This window comes from Cupriavidus sp. H18C2 (assembly GCF_049393795.1).
Classification (GTDB): domain Bacteria; phylum Pseudomonadota; class Gammaproteobacteria; order Burkholderiales; family Burkholderiaceae; genus Cupriavidus; species Cupriavidus pauculus_C.
Map to the genome: position 1 here is coordinate 1,863,883 of NZ_CP186011.1, position 20,937 is coordinate 1,884,819.

Below are 20,937 nucleotides of genomic sequence, written 5' to 3' on the forward strand. Positions count from 1 at the left end.
CACCCCTGGTAATTTGTTCTTGGCGAAATGTGAACAATCCGTCTGTTGGCGTGATTGTATGGGCGGCCGCCGGTTTCCGTGTATCGCAATGTATCTGGGCGCGCGGGCCCCACAAAGCCATACAACTTTGCCGTTCGGCGACACATTTACGGTAGATCAGCGGCGTCTCATTGGGGCATGCCAGATTGCTGGCCCGACATCCTTGCCGAGAGGACCCGACCATGACCCTGCTGATCCTTGCCTACCTGGGCGGCGCGCTCACCATCCTGAGCCCGTGCATCCTGCCCGTCCTGCCGTTCGTGCTGAGCGGCAGCGGCCAGCCCTTCCTGCGCGGCCGCCTGCCGATGCTGGCCGGCATGGCGCTGACCTTTGCGGCCGTGGCCACGCTGGCGTCGGTGGGCGGGGCCTGGGCCGTACGCGCCAACGAGTACGGCCGCTACGCCGCGCTGGCGCTGCTGGCCGTCTTTGGCGTGTCGCTGCTGGTGCCGCGGCTGGCCGATGCGCTGACGCGGCCGGTGGTGGCGCTGGGCAACCGGCTGGCCGGCAACGGCACGGGCACCGTTGCCTCGCCGTGGGCGTCGCTGCTGCTTGGCGTGGCCACGGGCATGCTCTGGGCGCCGTGCGCCGGCCCGATCCTCGGCATCGTGCTGACCACGGCGGCACTGCAGGGCGCCAGCGTGCAGAGTTCGCTGCTGCTGGTGGCGTACGCGGCCGGCGCGGCGACGTCGCTGGCCGCCGCGCTGGGCGTGGGCGGACGGCTCTTCGCGGCCATGAAGCGGTCGATGGGCGCGGGCGAATGGCTGCGCCGCGGCCTGGGCGTGGGCGTGCTGGGCGGCGTGGCGGCCATCGCCATCGGTGCCGATACCGGCCTGCTGGCGCGGCTGTCGATTGGCGGCCCGGCCCGGTTGGAGCAAGCGCTGATCGAGCGGCTGCACAAGGAGGCCGCGCCGGTGCGGCCGGCCGCCCCGGAAGTGGCCCAGGCCGGCCCCGGCATGCTGCTGGCGGCCAACGACATGAGCGCCGGCTTCGGCAGCCGCCTGCCCGTGGAAGGCCAGTTGCCGGCGCTGGACGGCGCCGTCCAGTGGTTCAACACGCCCAACGGCGCGCCCATCACCCGCCAGCAGCTGCAGGGCAAGGTCACGCTGGTCTACTTCTGGACGTACTCGTGCATCAACTGCATCCGCACGCTGCCGTACCTGCGGGCCTGGGCCGACAAGTACCCCGGCCTGACCGTGATCGGCGTGCACACGCCCGAGTTTGCGTTCGAAAAGCGCCCGGAGAACGTCCGCCGCGCGATTGGCGATTTCAAGATCAACTTCCCGGTGGCGCTGGACAGCGACTTCCGCATCTGGCGCGCGTTCGACAACAACTACTGGCCGGCCGCCTACTTTGTCGATGCGCGCGGCAACATCCGCCATCACCAGTTCGGCGAGGGCGACTACGCCAACTCCGAGCGCGTGATTCAGACGCTGCTGGCCGAGGCCGGCCAGCCGTCCGCGTCGCGCGACGTGGTGGTGCCGGACGCCCAGGGCGCCCAGGCCGCGCCTGACCTGCGCAACGTCCGATCGGGCGAGACGTACGTTGGCTACAGCCAGGCGTCGAACTTTGCCTCGCCGGGCGGTATCCGGCCCGATGCATCGCAGCGCTACGACGTGGGCACCCGCCTGCCGCTGAACCAGTGGGGCCTGACCGGCCAGTGGACCGTGGGCCCCGAGCAGGCCATGCTGGACCGCGCCGACGGCAGCATCCGCTACCGCTTCCGGGCCCGCGACCTGCACCTGGTGCTGGGCCTCGGCGCCGACGGCCGCGCGGTGCGCTTCGTGGTGACGATCGACGGCAAGGCGCCCGGCGCCAGCCACGGTGCCGACATCGACGCCAACGGCAACGGCGCGGTCACCGCCACGCGGCTCTACCAGCTCGTGCGCCAGGCCGGCGACGTGGGCGAGCACACGTTCGAGATCCGCTTCCTGGACGCCGGGGCGCAGGCGTACGCGTTCACGTTCGGCTGACGGGCGCCCGGCCCTGCCCGGCGGCTTTGACCGCGCGGCCCCGGGCATGGCAGCATCGCGGGGCGGACGCCTCCGCCCCCCCCCCGATGCACGACAGGAGCCTCAATGACCCGAATCCGGCCACTCATGATCGCGGCCATCCTAGCCCCGCTGCTGGCGGCCTGCGCCAGCGGCACCAGCATGGAATACCTGGAATCGCAGGACGGCAGCACGCTGCACTCCGACGCCAGCGTCGGCGACCTGGTGTTGTGCCTGAAGCAGAAGCTCGGCGACGACGCCAGCGTGCAGGCGTACCCCGAGCCCGGCAAGGTCGACGTGCGCGTGGGCTACGGCCATCGCGCCGATGCCGGCACGTCATACCTGATCAGCCTGCGCGCGGCCCGGCAGGGCACCGACGTGGAGATCCGCAGCGCCGGCGACTGGCGTCCGATGCTCAGCAAGAGCCGCGTCACCGGCTACGTGAAGAACTGCAAGCCCGGCACGGCGGTACGCTGACCGCGCAGGCTCGGATGCGTCCGATGCCGGCTGGGCCGCAGGCCAGGCGGCCGGCGGCGCCCGCCAATTAAAAGGTTTCGGCGCCCGATCTGAGTCCTTTCGCGCGCGATGCCGGGCACGGCCGCGCTGCCGCATACTTGCCCCGCAAGTGGCCTGGCGCCACGCTTTGTGGAAGGCAAACCAGTGAACAGAAAGCAGATCGTCAATACCTTCGCGGGCCTGGCCCTGGCCGGTTTCGGCATGGCCCACGCGCAGGACGCAACCGCTCCCGCGACCAATCCGGTACCGGTCACCGTCGACAACTTCGTCCGCGCGGAATCGGATACCTACATTGCCAGCCTGGCCAAGCAGGGCGGGCTCGGCAAGATCTACCACCGCCGCGAGCCGTCGTCGATCGACCGGCAGACCGTGATCCGGCTCAACCGCGACACGCTGTACTCGTCGGCCGTGTTCGACCTCGACGCGGGGCCGGTCACGATCACGATGCCCGATCCGGGCAAGCGCTACATGTCGCTGCAGGTCATCAACGCGGACCACTACGTGCCGGCCGTCTACTACGGCGCCGGCAAGCGCGTGCTGACGCGCGACAGCGTGGGCACGCGCTACGCCGTGGTCGGCATCCGCACGCTGGTTGACCCGAACAGTCCGGACGACGTCCGGCAAGTGCACGCGCTGCAGGACGCCATCCAGGTCACCCAGAAGTCCCCCGGCCAACTGGAACTGCCGAACTGGGACGCGGCCAGCCAGAAGAAGGTGCGCGAGGCCATCCTGGTGCTGGCGTCGACGGTGCCCGACTTCAAGCGCGCCTTCGGCAAGCGCGGCGAGGTGGACCCGGTGCGCCACCTGATCGGCGCGGCCGCCGCGTGGGGCGGCAACCCGGACAAGGACGCCACCTACCTGAACATCACGCCGCCGAAGAACGACGGCAAGACCGTCTACCGGCTGCACGTCAAGGACGTGCCCGTCAACGGCTTCTGGTCGGTCAGCGTCTACAACGCCAAGGGCTACTTCGAGAAGAACGCCGCCAACGCCTACACGCTGAACAACCTCACGGCGAAGAAGGATGCCGACGGCGGCGTGACCATCCAGTTCGGTGGCTGCGACGCCAACGCCAGCAACTGCCTGCCGATCGTCGAAGGCTGGAACTACACGGTGCGGCTGTATCGCCCGCGCCAGGAAGTGCTGGGCGGCAAGTACCGCTTCCCCGAGCCGCAGCCGGTCAACTGACGGACGACCGGGGCCCACGGCGCCACGCGCCACGACGAAAAAAGGCGAGGCCGTGGCCTCGCCTTTCTCCTTGGCTGCCGGCCAGACTCCGGCGGCCGCTGGCTTCCGCCTACTTCTTCTGCCCGTCCTCGCGCGACGACAGCAGGTCCAGCATCTCGTCGGCGTGCTCTTCCTCGACGGCCAGGATGCTCTCCATCAGCCGGCGCGACGTCGGGTCCTTCTCGCCCAGGTACTGGATGATCTCGCGGTACGTGTCGATGGCGATCCGCTCGGCCACCAGGTTTTCCTTGATCATGTCCGACAGCGACGTGCCTTCCACGTACTCGGCGTGGCTGCGCGTGGTCAGCGTGTTGGGCGACAGGTCCGGCTCGCCGCCCAGTTGCACGATGCGCTCGGCAATCTGGTCGGCATGGCCCTGTTCCTCGTTCGAGTGGGCCAGGAATTCCTCGGCCACGCCCTTCGAGTTCGGCCCCTTGGCCATGAAATAGTGGCGGCGGTAGCGCAGCGTGCAGACGATCTCGGTGGCCAGCGCCTCGTTGAGCAACTTGATCACCGTGTCGCGCTCGGCGTTGTACCCGGCGGTCACGGCGCCGTCGTCGATGTGTTGCCGGGCACGCTCGCGAATCGTTTTGACGTCCGTCAGGAACGGTTGCTTCTCAGACATGGGGACTCCTTCATCATCGTTCGAATGGTCCCGCTTCCCGCGCGGCGGCGGGAGCGGATTCAAACGCTGCAGGCAAGATCGATGCCACTGCGCCAGCCCCCGTGGCACCGATCACCACGCGCCGTGCCGTGTGTGGTTTTTACAAAGCCGGGCAGCGAACCCTGCCATGGCGGCCGTGCGGGGCATCAGCCAAAGGTATGGCCCTGTTGTCCGGAGTGCCAACTTGCCCGGTCCGGTCGATACGCGTAATGTGCAGCGTCGTGCATCTCCGTTTCATCGCACTTTGACGAATCCGACCCCAGGGAGAACCCACATGGAACTGCGCCTGCCCCGCGCCCCCCCGAATCCGCCAGCCCCGCGCACGGGCTGCCATGGCCGCCGCGCTGCTGGCCGCCGCCGCGGCACTGCCGCTGGCGTCCGGCGTGGCCCATGCCGCCCCGCCCGCCCAGCAGAAGACGCAGGTGCCCGGCTATTACCGGATGATGGTCGGCCAGCTCGAAGTCACGGCCCTCTACGACGGCTACATCGACCTTGACCCCAAGGTGCTCAAGTACACGAGCGCGCGCGAGGTGCAGAGCCTGCTGGCGCGCATGTTCGTGGCCTCCACGCCCGGCATGCAGACCGCCGTCAACGCCTACCTGGTCCACACCGGCACGCAACTCGTGCTGGTGGATACCGGCGCGGCGGCCTGCTTCGGCCCCACGCTCGGCGGCATCGTGCCGAACCTGCGCGCGGCCGGCTACAGCCCCGAACAGGTGGATGCGGTGCTGCTGACCCACCTGCACGGCGACCACGCCTGCGGCCTCGTGGCCGACGGCAAGCCGGTGTTCCCCAACGCGACGGTCTACGCGGACCAGGCCGACGCCGACTACTGGCTCAGCGAATCGGTGGCCACCGCCGCGCCCGAGGGCGCCCAGGCGTTCTTTGCGATGGCGCGCAATGCCGTGGCGCCGTACCAGGCCGCCAACCGTTTCCGCACGTTCCGCGGCGCGTCGGGCGAGTCGCCGGTGCCGGGCGTGCAGCCGGTGCCCACGCCGGGCCACACGCCGGGCCACACCGGCTACCTGTTCACGGCCGGCAAGGACAACCTGCTGCTCTGGGGCGACATCGTCCACAGCCACGCCACGCAGTTCCGCCGGCCCAACATCGCCATCGAGTTCGACGTGGACAGCCAGCAGGCCGTGCAGACGCGCAAGCGCGTGCTGGCCGATGCGGCGCGCAACAAGCTCTGGGTGGGCGGCGCGCACCTGCCGTTCCCGGGCCTGGGCCACGTGCGGCGCGACCAGGTGGGCTACACCTGGGTGCCCGTGGAATTCGGCCCGATCCGCAGCGACCGCTGACGCACCGCGGGGCCGGGTCGGCTAGCGCGGCCGCCGCACCGCGCGTACCTTGCCGCTGTTGCCGCCGCCGCAGTAGAAGCGGTCGGCGCCATCCGATTCCAGCCCCGATACGCCCACGCCGGCCGGCATCTCCAGCGCCTCCAGCACCTTGCCGGTCTGCGGGTCGACGCGGCGCAACTCGCTCTGGTCGTTTTCCCAGGTGCCGTGCCAGAGCTGCCCGTCGACCCACGTCACGCCCGTGACGTAGCGGCTCGATTCGATGGTGCGGCGGATGGCGCCGGTCTCCGGGTCGATCTCGTGGATCTTGCGGTCGCGGTACTGGCCGACCCACAGCGACCCCTCGGCCCAGGTCAGGCCCGAATCGTTGCCATGGCCCGGCGCCGGGATCGTCGCCACCACCTTGCCGGTCTGCGGATCGATCTTCTGGATCTGGCGCTCGGCGATCTGGAACAGGTAGCGGCCATCGAACGCGGTGCCGGCATCGGCCTGCACGCCGATCTCGCGCGCGGTGGCGCCGCTGGACGGGTCCAGCGCCAGCAGCCTGTCGCCCACCGCGAACCAGACCTGCCGGCCATCGAATGTCAGCCCGTGCACATGCTCGACCCCCGGGAACGGGCCGTATTCCTGAACGATTTCTGCGGCATTGCGTTTCATGACGGTTTCCTTTGACGTGGTGAACGTGAAACCCATGCTACGCGCCAGGCAGCGGCGCGGGGAGTAACAAGGCCGTCGCGAATCCGGTGGCCGGCGGCGTCATCCAGCGCCGCGTGCGGCCACTGCCCACCGGCTGGACCTGCCCGGCGGCGGCCAGCGCATCGAGCGCGCGCTGCACCGTGCGCTGGCTGATGCCCAGCGCCAGCGCCAGTGCCGAACTGGACCACGACTGCCCGTCGGCCAGGCACGCCAGCACCGGCGCGTAAAGCTGGTCGGCAGGCGGCACGATCAGCAGCACCTCGGCGTCATCCGCCGGCCGCAGCGCAAAGCCGCGTGGCGTGGCGTCGATGCCGGCCAGCGGCGCCACCGCCTGCCGCAGCCGGCCCATCTCCACGCGCAGCCGCGCGCGGTGCGTGTCGTCGGCATGGCGCATGCGGAACGCCGTGGCGATCAGCGCATCGCGCGGCACGTCCTCCGGCCACGCTTGCGCCAGCGCGCGCGCCAGCCCGAACAGCACCGGCCGGCGCGCCAGCGCCACCACCGTGTCGCGCCGGCGCACGGTCATGCGGCAGGCATCTACGATCAGCGCATCGGACGCCAGGCAGGCTTCCACTGCATCGAGCCGCAGCGGCAGCGCCTGCCCGCGCGCCACGCGCTGCGCGACCGGGGCCTGCAGCACCTGCTCGGCCGCCGCCACCTCCGCGACCAGCGCCGGGATGCCGGCCCGCTGCGCGGCGTCCGCCGCCCGGGCCAGTGCCGCGTGCGCGTCGGCGGCCCGCACGCGGCGAATCGCGATGCCGGCCGCCACGAGTTCGTGCACCGCGCGCAGCGCCGGCGGCAGCGGCGCGGCATCGAGCGTCGCCAGCGTGCGCTCGGCGTCTTCCAGTTGTCCCGTGATGAGGTGATGCCGCGCGATCAGGTAGCCGGCATGCGCGGCGTTGACGTGGTCGCCATGGGCATCGAGCACGCGCCGCGCGGCATCCAGCGCCCGCGCGGGCCAGCCCAGGTCTCGCGCGGCCAGCGCCACCTCGGCCTCGGCCACCGCGCAACGCGCCCGCGCCAGGCTCTCGCGCGGACCAAACGCCCGCGCCGCCCCGCGCAGCAGCGCCCGGGCGCGCGCAAAGTCGCCCAGTTGCGACATGGCGATGCCGCGCAAGGCCAGCGCCGGGGCATCGTCACGCAGCGCAACGCGATCCAGCGCACCCAGCGGATCGCCGTGGGCCAGCGCCCGCGCCGCGGCGGTAATCAATGAATCCATGGACATCCAGCTCCACGCGGTTGCGCCCCATGGCGGGGGCAGGTGGCCAATCTAGCACGCCCACGGTGGACCGTTCCTCGGCACACGCGTCCCGCCGACGAGGCACATCAGCGTGACAACACCGTGTCCCGGCGGGAACGAGCGAGCCCCATCCGATGAGACAAGCAAAGACATTTGCCTCACGACGGTGCGCGCGCCGTGCCGCTGCAAGCCGTCCTTGAAAAAGCTGGGGTTGCGCATAAAGTGAGAGCGCGCCCGACGCTGTTGCCCCTGCCCGGCACATGACATTGGTGCAATGTGGCCGGGCTCGTGGACGCGCTCCAGAACAAGGAGAACATATGGAAGACCCCACGAACGCGGCCACCGCCACGCTGACCGGCGAGGCGCAGGGCTATCCCGTCACGCTGAAGGTCAACGGCACCGCGCACCGGCTGACCGTGCCGGCCAATGCGATCCTGCTCGATACGCTGCGCGACCAGCTTCATCTCACCGGCACCAAGAAGGGCTGCGACCACGGCCAGTGCGGCGCGTGCACGCTGATCGTCAACGGCGTCACGGTCAATGCGTGCCTGTCGGTCACCGTCATGCACGACGGCGACGAGATCACGACCGTGGAGGGCCTGGCGCGCGACGGCCAGCTGCATCCCGTGCAGCAGGCGTTCTGGGACCACGATGCCTACCAGTGCGGCTACTGCACCGCCGGGCAGATGATGAGCGCCGTGGGCATCCTGCAGGACAAGCGCGTGCCCGCCGACGAGGCGGCCGTGCGCGAGGCGATGAGCGGCAACATCTGCCGCTGCGGCGCGTACAAGAACATCGTGGCGGCCATCCAGGACGCGCGCGGCAAGATGCAGGGGGCGTGATGCGCAACTTCGAATACGCCCGCGCGGCCGACGTGGAGCAGGCCATCGCGCTGCACGCGCGCAGCGCCGACACGGTCTTCCTGGCCGGCGGCACGACGCTGCTGGACCTGATGAAGCTCGACGTCATGCGCCCCGCGCACGTGGTGGACATCCACAAGCTCGGCCTGGACCAGATCGAACCGCTGCCCGACGGCCGCGTGCGCGTGGGCGCCATGGTCAGCAATACCGACCTGGCCCGGCACGCGCACGTCGCGCGGCACTACCCGGTGCTGTCCGAAGCGATTCTGTCCGGCGCCAGCACGCAGCTCCGCAACAAGGCCACCACGGCCGGCAACGTGATGCAGCGCGTGCGCTGCGGCTACTTCCGCGACGGGGTGTCGCCGTGCAACAAGCGCGCGCCGGGGTCCGGCTGTGCCGCCATCGAGGGCCTGAACCGCAATGTCCACGCGGTGCTGGGCGGCAGCCCGCAGTGCATCGCCGCGCATCCGTCGGACATGTGCGTGGCGATGGTGGCCATCGGCGCCACCGTGCACGTGCAGGGCCCGCGCGGCAAGCGCGACATCGCGTTCGCGGACTTCCACCTGCTGCCCGGCGACACGCCCTGGAAGGAACATGCGCTGGAGCCCGACGAGCTGATCACCCACGTGACGCTGGACGCGCCGATGGCGGGCAGCCGGTCTGCCTACCTGAAGCTGCGCGACCGCACGTCGTACCAGTTCGCGCTGGCGTCGAGCGCGGTCATCGTGGCGATGGACGGCGGCAGCGTGCGCGACATCCGCATCGCGCTGGGCGGCGTCACCACCAAGCCGTGGCGCGCCGCCGATGCCGAGGCCGTGCTGCGCGGCAAGCCGCTGACCGAGGCGTCGATCCGCGACGCCGCGGCCGCGGCGCTGGCCGGCGCGCAGTCGTACGGCCAGAACGGCTTCAAGATCCCGCTCGGCCAGCAGGCCGTGATCCGGAACCTGTCGCGGCTGATGGCCTGACGCGCCCGACACCGCCCAAGGAGATATCCGCGTGAACCGCACTGCTATCGGCGCCTCGCCGCGCCGCATCGATGGCCGGCTCAAGGTGACCGGCGCCGCCCTCTACACCGCCGACCGCTCGATGCCGGGCATGCTGCACGCCTACGGCGTCTACAGCACCGTGGCCAGCGGGCGCATCACCGACATCGACGTGGCCGACGCGCGCCGCGTGCCGGGCGTGGTCGACATCCTGCACCACGGCAACTTTCCGCGCCTGTACAGGACGCCGAAGAGCCCGATCTCGGGCGCCACGATCCTGACCGCGTCGATCACCGACGAGCACCGGCTGCCCTTCGAGGACCAGACGATCCACTACGGCGGCCAGATGGTGGCGCTGGTGGTGGCGGACACGTTCGAGCACGCGCGCGACGCCGCGTACCGCGTGCGCGTGTCGTACGCGCCAGACAAGGCGGTGGCGGACCTGGAGCACGGTGTCAAGGCCAATGGCCTGAAGCCGACGCAAGCGGGCCATGCCCGCGGCACGCCGGCGCCGGCGTTCGACCAGGGCGCGGTCCAGGTCGACGCCATCTACCGCACGCCCGTGGAGACCCACAACCCGATGGAGATGCACGCCACCGTGGCGTGGTGGGAAGGCGGCGAGCTGCATCTCTACGAGGCCACGCAGGGCGCCACCGTGCACCGCAATACCATCGCGCAGGTATTCGGCCTGACGCCCGAGCGCGTGACCGTGGACTGCCCGTTCCTGGGGTCCGGCTTTGGCGCCAAGCTGTTCATGTGGCCGCATTCGGTGGCCACCAGCGCGGCGGCGCAGATGACGGGCCGGCCGGTCAAGTTCGTGGTGCCGCGCGCGGCCATGTTCACGACCACGGGCCAGCGGCCCGAGACGCGCCAGCACCTGCGGCTGTCGGCCAGTGCCGACGGGCGCATCACGTCGATCCGGCACGAATCGGTCAACACCACGTCGTTCATCGAGCAGTACGTGGAGAACTGCGGCGGCATGACGCAGAGCCTCTATTCGTGCCCGAACGTGCTGGTCACGCACCACACGACCAGCGTGCACCGGGGCGCGCCCACGTCGATGCGCGCGCCGGGCGCCGCGCCCGGGCTGTTCGCGCTGGAATCGGCCATCGACGAACTGGCGCTGGCCTGCGGGCAGGACCCGGTGCAGTTCCGCATGACCAACCTGTCCACGCGCGACGAAAGCATGAACCTGCCGTGGTCGAGCAACCACCTGCGCGAGGCCATCGAGCTGGGCAGCCGCAAGTTCGGCTGGGACAGGCGCGACCCGCGCCCGGGGTCGATGCGGGACGGCAGCGAGGTCATTGGCTACGGCGTGGCCGTCTGCAACTGGGACGCGTGGCGCACCCCAGCCGAGGCCCGCGTGTTCCTGCGCGGCGACGGCACGGCGCAGGTGACCTGCGCGATCCAGGACATCGGCACCGGCATGTACACGATCGTCGCGCAGACCGTGAGCGAGCTGACCGGGCTGCCGTTCGAGAAGATCGACGTGCGGATCGGCGATTCGTCGTTCCCGGCCGCGCCCGTGGCGGGCGGGTCGTGGGCAACGGCCAGCGTGCTGCCCGCCGTGGCCGAGGCCACCCGCGAGGCCATCGGCCAGCTACGCGGCTTTGCTACCGGCGAGGGCGGCGCGTTTGCCGGCGCCAACCCCGAGACGCTGAAGCTCCAGGACGGCAGGCTGACCGACGGCAAGCGCAGCGTGGACTACGCGGACGTGCTGAACCAGCAGCGCTTTGCCGCGGCCGAGGGCTTCGGGCGCACGGGCGGCGCGCCGAACACCGACAAGATGCCGTTCATGTCGTTCGGCGCGCATTTCGTGGAGGTGCGCTGGGACCCCGGCATCTCGCGGCTGCGCGTGTCGCGCGTGGTCAGCGCCATCGACGTGGGCCGCGTGATCAACCCCGTGACCGCGCGCAACCAAGTGGAGGGCGCCATCGTGATGGGCATCGGCATGGCGCTGTTCGAGGCCACCGAGTACGACGAGCGCAACGGCATGCCGGGCAACAACAACTACGCCGAGTACGCGGTGCCGGTGCACGCCGACCAGCCGCAGATCGACGTGCTGCTGCTGGACCATCCGGACCTGGCGTTCAACGAGTTCGGCGCGCGCGGCATTGGCGAGATCGGCATCACCGGCTTTGCCGCCGCCGTGGCCAACGCGGTGTACCACGCCACGGGCAAGCGCGTGCGCGACCTGCCGATCGTCAAGGAAAAGCTGATGGCCTGATGCGATGCGGTGCTATCGTCTCGGCTTGCCCCCTTGACTCCGCCGTGGCCGGCCCGCCCCGGCTGGCCCATCCATGACCGACCGTACGTTGCAGGCGCCGGCCGCCCCGCTCTGGCTGCGCCTGGCTCCCGCGCTGTTCCTGCTGCTGTGGTCCTGCGGCTTCGTGTTCCTCAAGCTCGGCCTGCAATATGCCGATCCGCTGACGTTCCTGGCGCTGCGCTACGCCATCGTGGTCGGGCTGCTGATCGGCCCGTGCCTGTGGCTGCGGCCCGCCATGCCGCCGGGGCTGGCGCCGTGGCTGCACCTGGCGATGATCGGCCTGCTGATCCAGGCCGGCTATTTCGCGTTCACGTACCTGAGCCTGAAGCTGGGGATGTCGGCCGGCGCGGTGGCGCTGGTCACGTCGCAGCAGCCGATCCTGATCGGCCTGCTGGCGCCGCTGATTGCCGGCGAGCGCGTGGATCGCGTGCGCTGGGCCGGGCTGGCGCTGGGCGTGACGGGCGCGACGCTGGTCATCACGGCCCGGTCGTCCGTGCAGATGAGTTCCGCGCTGGGCCTGCTGTTCGCGGTGCTGGCGCTGCTGGCCATCACGGCCGGCACGCTCTGGGAAAAGCGCTTCGGCTCGCCCGTGCATCCGGTACTGGCCAACACCGTGCAGTACGGGGTGGCGCTGGCGGTCACCGCGCCGCTGGCGTGGCTGACCGAGCCGATGCACGTGGCGTGGACGCCGGGGCTGTTCGGCTCGCTGGCGTATCTGGTGTTGTGCAATTCGCTGGTGGCGATATCGCTGCTGCTGGCGATGATCCGCCATGGCGAGGCGTCGCGCGTGTCGGCGCTGTTCTTCCTGGTGCCGCCCGTGACGGCCGTCATCGCGTTCGTGCTGCTGGGCGAGTCGCTGCCGCCGATGGCGTGGCCGGGGATGGCCATCGCGGCGGCCGGGCTGTATCTGGTGATGCGCCGGCGCTAGCGGGGCGGACTGTGATTCCACAACGTGGCATCGCAATTGATCCTGCGCAAACCGACTAGCAAAATCGCCAAAACCTGCCGGCGGACGCACTACCATCGAATGCGTCGGCGCCCCATCCGCACGCCGGCACATCCACATGGCCAAGAAATTTCCGCTTCATCCCAAGCATCCCGAGCGCATCTGCTGGGGCTGCGACAAGTACTGCGCCGTCGACGCCATGGGCTGCGGCAACGGCTCCAGCCGCACGCAGCATCCGGCCGAACTGCTGGGCGACGATTGGTACATGCATGGCGACTGGGGCATCGACGTGGAAGATGCCGGCGCGTCCACCATCACGCTGGGCGCCGCGACCTGACCCCCAGATGACGAAAGGCAGCCACGCAGGCTGCCTTCCCGTCCATCCCCCGATGGGCCCGGCCGGGCCCGGATCTCAATACCCGTAGTACGACGAGCCGTAGTACGACGACGGCGGCGCATATTGCACCGGCGCCGGGCGGCCGCACGGCACGTAGCCGCCGCGGTAGTTGTCGTAGCAGTAGCCCGGCGGCACGGCCGGCGCGGCGTAGGCCACCGGCTGCGGCGGCGGGGCATAGTACGGCGCCGGCGCGGCCACCACCGGCTGGCTGCTGGCCACCAGCGCGCCGAGCGCCAGCCCGGCCACCGCCGCCACGGCAATCGCGGCCCCCGCGGACGATCCGCCGCCACCATGGTGGTAACGGTCACGGGCCGAGGCCGTCCCCGCGACCAGCATGGCGGCACTCAGGACGGCGATACCGGTGTAACGAATCGACTTGCGCATCTCTCACTCCTTGGCGGGCCGCCAATGGCCCGCACTACGGAATGCATGATGGACGCCCGATGATTACGATGGGTTACACGGTGGTGAGCAGATGTAAATGCCAGGCCACCCCGGCGCCCCGCCAGCCGGGCCGCACCGGGCTGCAAATAGCCGTTTCTTGAATCTGACGTTACAACTTCTGTCCGGTCATGGCGCGGGAAATGCCAGTTGACAGCGTTTCGGGCGATGCAAATACTCCACATCGCAACGCCTCGGTGCCTGCGCGTCAGCCTGCTGAAGCGGTGCGGTTCTGGCAAATGTCTAGACAATTCCAAAAGGGACGACCATGATCACACGCCGCTTTGCGCTGCGCCCCCGCCATCTGCTGATCGCCGGCGCGGTGGCCCTGCTCACCGCCTGCGCGAGCAATGTTTCGAATCCGCCCGCCCCGGCCCAGCCCGGCGCCACCGGCGCGCCGGTGGCCGCCGGCAAGACCGAGGTGCTCTGGCTGGGGCAGGCCGCGATGCGCATCACCACACCGGGCGGCAAGGTCATCGTGGTCGACCCGTGGCTGACCGGCAATCCCAAGACCCCGGCCGCATTCAAGCAGCTTTCCGCGCTGGGCAAGGTCGACCTGATCCTGGTCACCCACGCCCACGGCGACCACCTGGGCGACGCGGCCGAACTGGCCAAGCTCAACAACGCGCCCACCTGGAACGGCGGCGGCATGGGCCAGCAGCTCGTCAGCCTGGGCATGGTGCCGGCCAACCTGTCGCAACGCTTCAACAAGAGCGGCACGGTCCAGCCGCTGGGCCCGAACGGCCCCAAGGTGACGGCCGTGCATGCCGAGCATTCGTCGGAACTGGTCTGGAAGAATCCCGCCACCGGCAAGGACGAGACCCACTACGGCGGCGAACCGGTGGGCTACATCATCGAGATGGAAAACGGCTTCAAGATCTGGCACATGGGCGACACCGGCCTGTACGGCGACATGATGATGGTGGCCGACCGCTACAAGCCCGACCTGGTGCTGATCCCGATCGGCGGCCATTTCACGATGGGCCCGCAAGACGCCGCCATCGCGCTGCGCGACTTCATCAAGCCGAAATACGCGATCCCGATGCACTACGGCACCAGCCCGATGCTGCGCGGCACGCCGGCAGAACTGAAGACGGCGCTGGGCAACAACCCGGCCACGGCCGTGATCGTGCCGGAGCCGGGGCAGAAGGTGGATTTTTAAAGGTTGAAGCTCGGTAGCTCGGGCGCATCCCAAGATAATCGTTATTACCGGTTGTCGGGCAACCCCGAAAACCATGGCAGGTAATCGGTATAACCCGACATTGATTATCGGCCGCTGATTTCCCGGCAACGCCGTCAAGCCCCCCTGAGGTTGGGGGCGCAGCTTAAATCACTTCCCCCTAGAATCTGCCCCGGCCCTGATATCAAAACCAGGTCCGGGGCCAGACACCGAAAAAGAACGTTAGGGGAAATCATGAAGGGAATGGGTAAATGGATGGCCAGCTTCGCGCTGGCCGCAATGCTTGGCGCGTGCGGTGGTGGCGGCGACGATAGCGGCGGCGGCGCCACGCTGAGCGTCAGCGCATCGGGCAGCACGACGCAAGGCACCTCGGTCGCTACCGGCCAGGCCGCGTCGCTGAGCGTGCAATCGGGTGACTACCTGGCACTGCGGACGAGCGCGCCGGTCAAGTGGCAGGCGGTTATCACAAGCAATCAGACCACGGTGACCAACCAGACGCTGAACGAGACCAACTGGTCGGGCAATCTGGTCAGCCCGACGGGCGACACCATCCAGCTCACGGCCACGCTGGTGAACGATGCCAGCAAGGTGTTCAAGCTGAACCTGACCGTGGCGCCGCAGCGCTACACCTCGCCCGTCCAGAAGGCTGGCGAAGTCGCCACGTACGCCGAAACGTCGCAACGTCTCGGCGGCGGCGGTGGCACGCAGCACATCGCCTACACGACGACGGCCGTCAGCAACGGTATCGCGTCGATCACCGGTCTCAACATCGACACCAACACGCCGTCCCAGAGCTACACGCAGGATCAGGACCGCAACCGCCTGACGCGTACGTACCTGGACAACGGCAACGTGTGCACGTACGCCCCGAAGCGCAATCTCTACAGCTTCCCGATGTACGTCGGCAAGACGTGGAGCGATACGTGGGCCTATAGCTGCCAGGCTGGCTATCGTGAAACCGGCGCAGTGAAGGCTACCGTTGCGGGTTATGAGCCGGTCACCACGGCCGCCGGCACGTTCAACGCGCTGCGCATCAACTACGTCATCACCTACACGAACTCGAACGATGTTCAACTGCCGAACGGCAACCTCGGTACCGCCACGTACAGCGAAACGGTCACGGGCTGGTGGTCTCCGGAAAACGGCCGTACGGTGAAATGGGTTTCGAACTACGGTTATCCCACCGGTTTCTCGAACCCGACGTTCATGAAGGTGTACACGCAGGAACTGCAAAGCCTGCGGTAATGGGCCATCGGACAGTGCATGGCAAGCCATTGCTGTCCAGACGAGAAACCCGCTGGTTCGCCAGCGGGTTTTTTTTCGCCTCGCGCGCACCTTAAAGTAATCTTTAAATCACAAAACCCCCAATATCGCCGTTTGAGCCACCCGTTCGGTCTGCATACATAGCGAAAACGCCACTAATGCCTATACTGGTCCTTGTCCCTGCAACAAGTCCATGACCGGCCGGCGAGTCGGTACAAGGAGGTGTGCTCATGGTTACGATGAACCGCCGACAGTTCCTGAAGTTCACGGGAGCGTCGCTGGCGGGATCGAGCCTCGCGCTGGTCGGGTTTGCGCCCGACACGGCGCTGGCGGAGGTACGGGCCTACAAGCTGGCGCGCACCACCGAGACCCGCAATACCTGCCCCTACTGCTCGGTGGCATGTGGCCTGCTGATGTACAGCCTTGGCGACAAGGCCAAGAACGCGAAGGCCAGCATCATCCACATCGAGGGCGACCCCGACCACCCGGTCAACCGCGGCACGCTATGCCCCAAGGGCGCCGGCCTGATCGACTTCATCCATAGTCCCAACCGGCTGCAGTACCCCGAGTACCGCGCGCCGGGATCGGACAAGTGGCAGCGCATCTCGTGGGACGACGCGCTCGCCCGCATCGCCACGCTGATGAAGCAGGACCGCGACGCCAACTTCATCGAGAAGAACGAGCAGGGCCAGACCGTGAACCGCTGGCTCAGTACCGCGATGCTGGCCGCGTCGGCCAGCAGCAACGAGACGGGATACATCACGCACAAGACGATCCGCAGTCTTGGCATGCTGGGGTTCGACAACCAGGCACGTGTCTGACATGGCCCGACGGTGGCAGGTCTTGCCCCGACGTTTGGCCGTGGAGCGATGACGAACCATTGGGTCGACATCAAGAACGCGGACGTTATCCTGATCATGGGCGGCAATGCCGCCGAGGCCCACCCGTGCGGTTTCAAGTGGGTGACCGAAGCCAAGGCGCACAACAAGGCGCGCCTGATCGTGGTGGACCCGCGCTTCACGCGCTCGGCGTCCGTGGCCGACTATTACGTGCAGATCCGCACCGGCACGGACATCGTGTTCCTGGGCGGCGTCATCCGCTGGCTGCTGGAAAACGACCGGATCCAGCACGAGTACGTGAAGAACTACACCGACCTCACGTTCATCGTGCGCGAGGACTACCAGTTCAAGGACGGCATCTTCTCCGGCTACGACGCCGAGAAGCGCCACTACCTGAAGGAAAGCTGGGACTGGGAGAAAGGTGACGACGGCTATGTGAAGACCGACCCGACGCTGCAGCACCCGCGCTGCGTCTACCAGTTGCTCAAGGCCCACTACGCGCGCTACACGCCGGAAATGGTCGAGCGCGTCTGCGGCACGCCGCAGGACCGCTTCCTGAAGGTCTGCGAGATGATGGCCAGCACGGCCACGCCAAGCCGCGCCATGACCATCATGTACGCGCTGGGCTGGACGCAGCACTCCATCGGCTCGCAGATGATCCGCTGCGGCGCGATGGTGCAACTGCTTCTGGGCAACATCGGCATTGCCGGCGGCGGCATGAACGCGCTGCGCGGCCACTCCAACATCCAGGGCCTGACCGACCTGGGCCTGATGACCAACCTGCTGCCCGGCTACCTGACGCTGCCGGCCGACTCCGAGGTCGACTACGACAAGTACATCGAGGCGCGCTCGTTCAAGCCGCTGCGGCCCAACCAGCTCAGCTACTGGCAGAACTACGGCAAGTTCCACGTCAGCCTGATGAAGGCGTGGTGGGGCCCGGCCGCCACCAGGGAGAACAACTGGGCGTTCGACTACCTGCCCAAGCTCGACAAGGCCTACGACATGCTGCAGGTCTTCGAGCTGATGCACGCGGGCCGGGTCAACGGCTACATCCTCCAGGGCTTCAACCCGCTGGCGGCGGCGCCGAACAAGGCCAAGCTATTGCAGAGCCTGAGCCAGTTGAAGTTCATGGTGGTGATGGACCCGCTGGCCACCGAGACGTCCGAGTTCTGGCGCAACGTCGGCGAATCGAACGACGTGGACACCAAGTCGATCAAGACCGAGGTCTTCCGGCTGCCCACCACCTGCTTTGCCGAGGAAAACGGCGCGCTCGTGAATTCGTCGCGCTGGCTGCAATGGCACTGGCAGGGCGCCGACCCGCCGGGCGAGGCGCGCAGCGACATCGAGATCATGTCCGACCTGTGGCTGCGCATCCGCACGCTGTACCAGAAGGACGGCGGCAAGTATCCGGACCCCATCGTCAACCTGCACTGGCCGTACGCGGTGCCGCATTCGCCCACGCCCGAGGAGCTGGCGAAGGAGTATTCGGGCCGCGCGCTGACCGACCTCGTCGACCCGAAAGACCCGACCAAGGTGGTGCGCAAGGCCGGCGAGCAGCTGAACAGCTTTGGCGAGCTGCAGGCCGACGGCAGCACCGCGAGCGGCTGCTGGATCTACTGCGGGTCGTGGACGCAGGCCGGCAACCAGATGGCCAAGCGCGACAACAGCGACCCCACCGGCATCGGCCAGAACCTGAACTGGGCGTGGTCGTGGCCGGCCAACCGGCGCGTGCTGTACAACCGGGCATCGTGCGACGTGAACGGCAAGCCGTTCAACCCGGGCCGCAAGCTGATTGCCTGGAACGGCAAGAGCTGGACGGGCTTCGACACGCCGGACTTCAAGCTGGACGAGGACCCGGCCAACGGCATGGGGCCGTTCATCATGCAGGCCGAAGGCGTGGCGCGGTTCTTTGCCCGGCAGACGCTGGTGGAGGGGCCGTTCCCCGAGCACTACGAGCCGTTCGAGAACCCGCTGGGCTACAACCCGCTGAACGGGCGCGAATCCAAGGTGGTCAGCAACCCGGCGGCGCGCGTGTTCAAGAACGACTGGGCGCAGTTCGGCAAGCCCGACGCCTACCCGGTCATCGCCACCACGTACCGCCTGACCGAGCACTTCCACTACTGGACCAAGCACGCCCACATCAACGCGATCCTGCAGCCCGAGCAGTTCGTCGAGATCGGCGAGGACCTGGCCAAGCAGGTGGGCGTGAAGGCGGGCGACCGCGTGAAGGTCAGTTCGACGCGCGGCTACATCAAGGCCGTGGCGCTGGTCACCAAGCGGATCAAGCCGTTCCGGATCGACGGCAAGACCGTGCACATGGTGGGCATACCGCTGCACTGGGGCTTCACGGGGCTGACCAAGCCGGGCTTCCTGGCCAACACGCTCACGCCGTTCGTGGGCGACGGCAACACCCAGACGCCCGAGTTCAAGTCGTTCATGGTCAAGGTGGAAAGGGCATAGGAGCGCAACGATGGCACTACAGTCTCTCGATATCGTGCGCCGCTCGGCCACCACCACGCAGCCGCCCAGCGTGCGGCAGCCGGTTACCGGCAGCGTGGCCAAGCTGATCGACACCACCAAGTGCATCGGCTGCAAGGCCTGCCAGGCGGCGTGCATGGAATGGAACGACCTGCGCGGCGACGTGGGCGTGAACGTCGGCATCTACGACAACCCGGCCGACCTGGACGAGCACACGTGGACCCTGATGCGGTTCACCGAGTACGAGAACCCGAACGGCAACCTGGAATGGCTGATCCGCAAGGACGGCTGCATGCACTGCGAGGACCCCGGCTGCCTCAAGGCGTGCCCCGCGCCGGGCGCGATCGTCCAGTACGCCAACGGGATCGTCGACTTCCACGAGGAAAACTGCATCGGCTGCGGCTATTGCATCACCGGCTGCCCGTTCAACATCCCGCGGATCTCGAAGACCGACCACAAGGCGTACAAGTGCACGCTGTGCTCGGACCGCGTGGCCGTGGGCCAGGAGCCGGCCTGCGTGAAGACCTGCCCGACCGGCGCCATCGTGTTCGGCACCAAGACCGACATGGTGGCTCACGCCGAGGAGCGGATCGTCGACCTGAAGTCGCGCGGCTTCGAGAAGGCCGGCCTGTACGACCCGGCCGGCGTGGGCGGCACGCACGTGATGTACGTGCTGCATCACGCCGACAAGCCGAGCCTGTACCACGAGCTGCCCGACGACCCGCACATCAGCCCGCTGGTGAGCCTGTGGAAGGGCATCTCGAAACCGCTGGCCGTGGCCGGCATGGCGCTGGCGGCCATCGCGGGCTTCTTCCACTACATCCGCGTGGGCCCGAACGAGACCGGCCCCGAGGACGAGGCCGCCGCCGAGGACGAGATCGTGCGCTGGGGCCGCGACAATCCCCGGCCGCGCGGCACGCCCGACGAAGTGACGCCGCCAGAGGAGGTGCGCGATGAGAATCGATAAGCGCCGCGAGGCCAACATCCGCCGCTATACGGCCGGCGAGCGCACCAACCACTGGATCGTGGCGCTGACGTTCGTGCTGCTGGCGCTGTCCGGGCTGGCGCTGTTCCATCCGTCGATGTACTGGATGAGCGCGCTGTTCGGTGGCGGCACGTGGACGCGCATCCTGCACCCGTACATCGGCGTGTTCATGTTCGTGGCGTTCCTGATCCTGGCGCTGCGCTTCTGGCACCACAACCTCATGACCTGGAGCGACCGCGAATGGCTGCGCCACGGCCGCGACGTGCTGACCAACCACGAGGAAAACGTGCCCGAGGTGGGCCGCTACAACGCCGGCCAGAAGCTGCTGTTCTTCGTGATGGTGGCGTGCCTGGTGCTGCTGTTGCTGAGCGGGCTGGTGATGTGGCGCGCGTGGTTCTCCGCCCTGTTCCCGATCTGGGCCATCCGGCTCGCGTCGGTGGTGCACGCCGTTTGCGCCTTCCTGCTGATTTGCGGCATCATTGTGCACATCTATGCAGCCGTATGGGTCAAGGGTTCCGTGCAGGCCATGACGCGCGGGACGGTCACGCCGGGCTGGGCGTGGAAACATCATCGCGCCTGGTTCCGCGAGAACTTCCGGCCAGGCGACAAATAGCGGGCAGGCACCCCCGGG

The 20,937-nt window shown here is 68.4% G+C and carries 18 protein-coding genes; 14 read left to right on the forward strand and 4 right to left on the reverse strand.

Annotation, left to right across the window (positions count from 1 at the left end):
* The first annotated feature begins 221 nt into the window (after nucleotides 1-221).
* The 3 genes from EPAKOI_RS24935 to EPAKOI_RS24945 all read left to right on the forward strand — a co-directional run bounded on the left by EPAKOI_RS24935 (nucleotide 222) and on the right by EPAKOI_RS24945 (nucleotide 3,731).
* Complete coding sequence (locus EPAKOI_RS24935) at nucleotides 222-2,009, forward strand: cytochrome c biogenesis protein DipZ (protein WP_423194004.1); 1,788 nt, start codon at nucleotides 222-224, stop codon at nucleotides 2,007-2,009.
* 105 nt (nucleotides 2,010-2,114) lie between these two features.
* Nucleotides 2,115-2,504 carry a hypothetical protein gene (locus EPAKOI_RS24940; RefSeq protein ID WP_313839716.1) on the forward strand — a complete coding sequence of 130 codons (390 nt, stop codon included), beginning with the start codon at nucleotides 2,115-2,117 and terminating at the stop codon, nucleotides 2,502-2,504.
* 183 nt (nucleotides 2,505-2,687) lie between these two features.
* The gene (locus tag EPAKOI_RS24945; protein WP_423194005.1) at nucleotides 2,688-3,731 is read left to right on the forward strand and encodes a DUF1254 domain-containing protein; all 1,044 of its coding nucleotides are present in this window, start codon (nucleotides 2,688-2,690) and stop codon (nucleotides 3,729-3,731) included.
* A gap of 109 nt (nucleotides 3,732-3,840) precedes the next feature.
* Here EPAKOI_RS24945 and EPAKOI_RS24950 read toward each other — a convergent pair whose 3' ends face one another.
* Entirely contained in the window at nucleotides 3,841-4,395 is a 555-nt protein-coding gene (locus tag EPAKOI_RS24950) for a ferritin-like domain-containing protein (protein WP_124685718.1), read from the reverse strand.
* A 371-nt stretch (nucleotides 4,396-4,766) separates the two neighbouring features.
* Here EPAKOI_RS24950 and EPAKOI_RS24955 point away from each other — a divergent pair, with 371 nt between their 5' ends.
* Entirely contained in the window at nucleotides 4,767-5,735 is a 969-nt protein-coding gene (locus EPAKOI_RS24955) for an MBL fold metallo-hydrolase (RefSeq protein ID WP_423194006.1), read from the forward strand.
* Nucleotides 5,736-5,756: 21 nt separating this feature from the next.
* Here EPAKOI_RS24955 and EPAKOI_RS24960 read toward each other — a convergent pair whose 3' ends face one another.
* Together EPAKOI_RS24960 and EPAKOI_RS24965 are read right to left on the reverse strand one after the other, a co-directional pair.
* Entirely contained in the window at nucleotides 5,757-6,389 is a 633-nt protein-coding gene (locus tag EPAKOI_RS24960) for a glutaminyl-peptide cyclotransferase (RefSeq protein WP_124685720.1), read from the reverse strand.
* 37 nt (nucleotides 6,390-6,426) lie between these two features.
* Complete coding sequence (locus tag EPAKOI_RS24965) at nucleotides 6,427-7,647, reverse strand: helix-turn-helix domain-containing protein (RefSeq protein ID WP_423194007.1); 1,221 nt, start codon at nucleotides 7,645-7,647, stop codon at nucleotides 6,427-6,429.
* 338 nt (nucleotides 7,648-7,985) lie between these two features.
* Between EPAKOI_RS24965 and EPAKOI_RS24970 the strand changes: the two genes are divergently transcribed.
* The 5 genes from EPAKOI_RS24970 to EPAKOI_RS24990 all read left to right on the forward strand — a co-directional run bounded on the left by EPAKOI_RS24970 (nucleotide 7,986) and on the right by EPAKOI_RS24990 (nucleotide 13,060).
* On the forward strand, nucleotides 7,986-8,510 hold the full coding sequence (locus EPAKOI_RS24970) for a (2Fe-2S)-binding protein (RefSeq protein ID WP_423194008.1): 525 nt from the start codon (nucleotides 7,986-7,988) through the stop codon (nucleotides 8,508-8,510).
* Nucleotides 8,510-9,493, forward strand: coding sequence for a xanthine dehydrogenase family protein subunit M (locus tag EPAKOI_RS24975; RefSeq protein WP_313839708.1), 984 nt, complete (start codon nucleotides 8,510-8,512; stop codon nucleotides 9,491-9,493). Before EPAKOI_RS24970 ends, EPAKOI_RS24975 begins: the two co-directional genes overlap by 1 nt.
* A 31-nt stretch (nucleotides 9,494-9,524) precedes the next feature.
* Nucleotides 9,525-11,738, forward strand: coding sequence for a xanthine dehydrogenase family protein molybdopterin-binding subunit (locus EPAKOI_RS24980; protein ID WP_423194009.1), 2,214 nt, complete (start codon nucleotides 9,525-9,527; stop codon nucleotides 11,736-11,738).
* Nucleotides 11,739-11,811: 73 nt separating this feature from the next.
* The gene (locus EPAKOI_RS24985; RefSeq protein WP_423194010.1) at nucleotides 11,812-12,705 is read left to right on the forward strand and encodes a DMT family transporter; all 894 of its coding nucleotides are present in this window, start codon (nucleotides 11,812-11,814) and stop codon (nucleotides 12,703-12,705) included.
* 136 nt (nucleotides 12,706-12,841) lie between these two features.
* A complete protein-coding gene (locus EPAKOI_RS24990; RefSeq protein WP_423194011.1) occupies nucleotides 12,842-13,060 on the forward strand; it encodes a DUF3079 domain-containing protein in 219 nt (72 codons plus the stop codon).
* 75 nt (nucleotides 13,061-13,135) lie between these two features.
* Here EPAKOI_RS24990 and EPAKOI_RS24995 read toward each other — a convergent pair whose 3' ends face one another.
* Entirely contained in the window at nucleotides 13,136-13,504 is a 369-nt protein-coding gene (locus tag EPAKOI_RS24995; RefSeq protein WP_124685727.1) for a mechanosensitive ion channel protein MscS, read from the reverse strand.
* Between the two features lie 325 nt (nucleotides 13,505-13,829).
* Between EPAKOI_RS24995 and EPAKOI_RS25000 the strand changes: the two genes are divergently transcribed.
* The 5 genes from EPAKOI_RS25000 to EPAKOI_RS25020 all read left to right on the forward strand — a co-directional run bounded on the left by EPAKOI_RS25000 (nucleotide 13,830) and on the right by EPAKOI_RS25020 (nucleotide 20,919).
* Nucleotides 13,830-14,723, forward strand: a complete 894-nt coding sequence (locus EPAKOI_RS25000) for a metal-dependent hydrolase (RefSeq protein ID WP_423194012.1) — start codon at nucleotides 13,830-13,832, stop codon at nucleotides 14,721-14,723.
* A 252-nt stretch (nucleotides 14,724-14,975) separates the two neighbouring features.
* On the forward strand, nucleotides 14,976-15,986 hold the full coding sequence (locus EPAKOI_RS25005; protein ID WP_423194013.1) for a hypothetical protein: 1,011 nt from the start codon (nucleotides 14,976-14,978) through the stop codon (nucleotides 15,984-15,986).
* A gap of 248 nt (nucleotides 15,987-16,234) precedes the next feature.
* On the forward strand, nucleotides 16,235-19,303 hold the full coding sequence (gene fdnG / locus EPAKOI_RS25010) for a formate dehydrogenase-N subunit alpha (protein WP_313839698.1): 3,069 nt from the start codon (nucleotides 16,235-16,237) through the stop codon (nucleotides 19,301-19,303).
* Between the two features lie 10 nt (nucleotides 19,304-19,313).
* Nucleotides 19,314-20,288 carry a formate dehydrogenase subunit beta gene (fdxH, locus tag EPAKOI_RS25015; protein WP_423194014.1) on the forward strand — a complete coding sequence of 325 codons (975 nt, stop codon included), beginning with the start codon at nucleotides 19,314-19,316 and terminating at the stop codon, nucleotides 20,286-20,288.
* Nucleotides 20,275-20,919, forward strand: coding sequence for a formate dehydrogenase subunit gamma (locus EPAKOI_RS25020; protein WP_124685733.1), 645 nt, complete (start codon nucleotides 20,275-20,277; stop codon nucleotides 20,917-20,919). Before fdxH ends, EPAKOI_RS25020 begins: the two co-directional genes overlap by 14 nt.
* Nucleotides 20,920-20,937 lie beyond the last annotated feature (18 nt).

Coding starts and splice junctions, on each gene's coding strand:
- EPAKOI_RS24935 (WP_423194004.1), top strand. CDS start 222: ATGACCCTGCTGATCCTTGCCTACCTGGGCGGCGCGCTCACCATCCTG.
- EPAKOI_RS24940 (WP_313839716.1), top strand. CDS start 2,115: ATGACCCGAATCCGGCCACTCATGATCGCGGCCATCCTAGCCCCGCTG.
- EPAKOI_RS24950 (WP_124685718.1), bottom strand. CDS start 4,395: ATGTCTGAGAAGCAACCGTTCCTGACGGACGTCAAAACGATTCGCGAG.
- EPAKOI_RS24955 (WP_423194006.1), top strand. CDS start 4,767: ATGGCCGCCGCGCTGCTGGCCGCCGCCGCGGCACTGCCGCTGGCGTCC.
- EPAKOI_RS24960 (WP_124685720.1), bottom strand. CDS start 6,389: ATGAAACGCAATGCCGCAGAAATCGTTCAGGAATACGGCCCGTTCCCG.
- EPAKOI_RS24965 (WP_423194007.1), bottom strand. CDS start 7,647: ATGGATTCATTGATTACCGCCGCGGCGCGGGCGCTGGCCCACGGCGAT.
- EPAKOI_RS24970 (WP_423194008.1), top strand. CDS start 7,986: ATGGAAGACCCCACGAACGCGGCCACCGCCACGCTGACCGGCGAGGCG.
- EPAKOI_RS24975 (WP_313839708.1), top strand. CDS start 8,510: ATGCGCAACTTCGAATACGCCCGCGCGGCCGACGTGGAGCAGGCCATC.
- EPAKOI_RS24985 (WP_423194010.1), top strand. CDS start 11,812: ATGACCGACCGTACGTTGCAGGCGCCGGCCGCCCCGCTCTGGCTGCGC.
- EPAKOI_RS24990 (WP_423194011.1), top strand. CDS start 12,842: ATGGCCAAGAAATTTCCGCTTCATCCCAAGCATCCCGAGCGCATCTGC.
- EPAKOI_RS24995 (WP_124685727.1), bottom strand. CDS start 13,504: ATGCGCAAGTCGATTCGTTACACCGGTATCGCCGTCCTGAGTGCCGCC.
- EPAKOI_RS25000 (WP_423194012.1), top strand. CDS start 13,830: ATGATCACACGCCGCTTTGCGCTGCGCCCCCGCCATCTGCTGATCGCC.
- EPAKOI_RS25005 (WP_423194013.1), top strand. CDS start 14,976: ATGAAGGGAATGGGTAAATGGATGGCCAGCTTCGCGCTGGCCGCAATG.
- fdxH (WP_423194014.1), top strand. CDS start 19,314: ATGGCACTACAGTCTCTCGATATCGTGCGCCGCTCGGCCACCACCACG.
- EPAKOI_RS25020 (WP_124685733.1), top strand. CDS start 20,275: ATGAGAATCGATAAGCGCCGCGAGGCCAACATCCGCCGCTATACGGCC.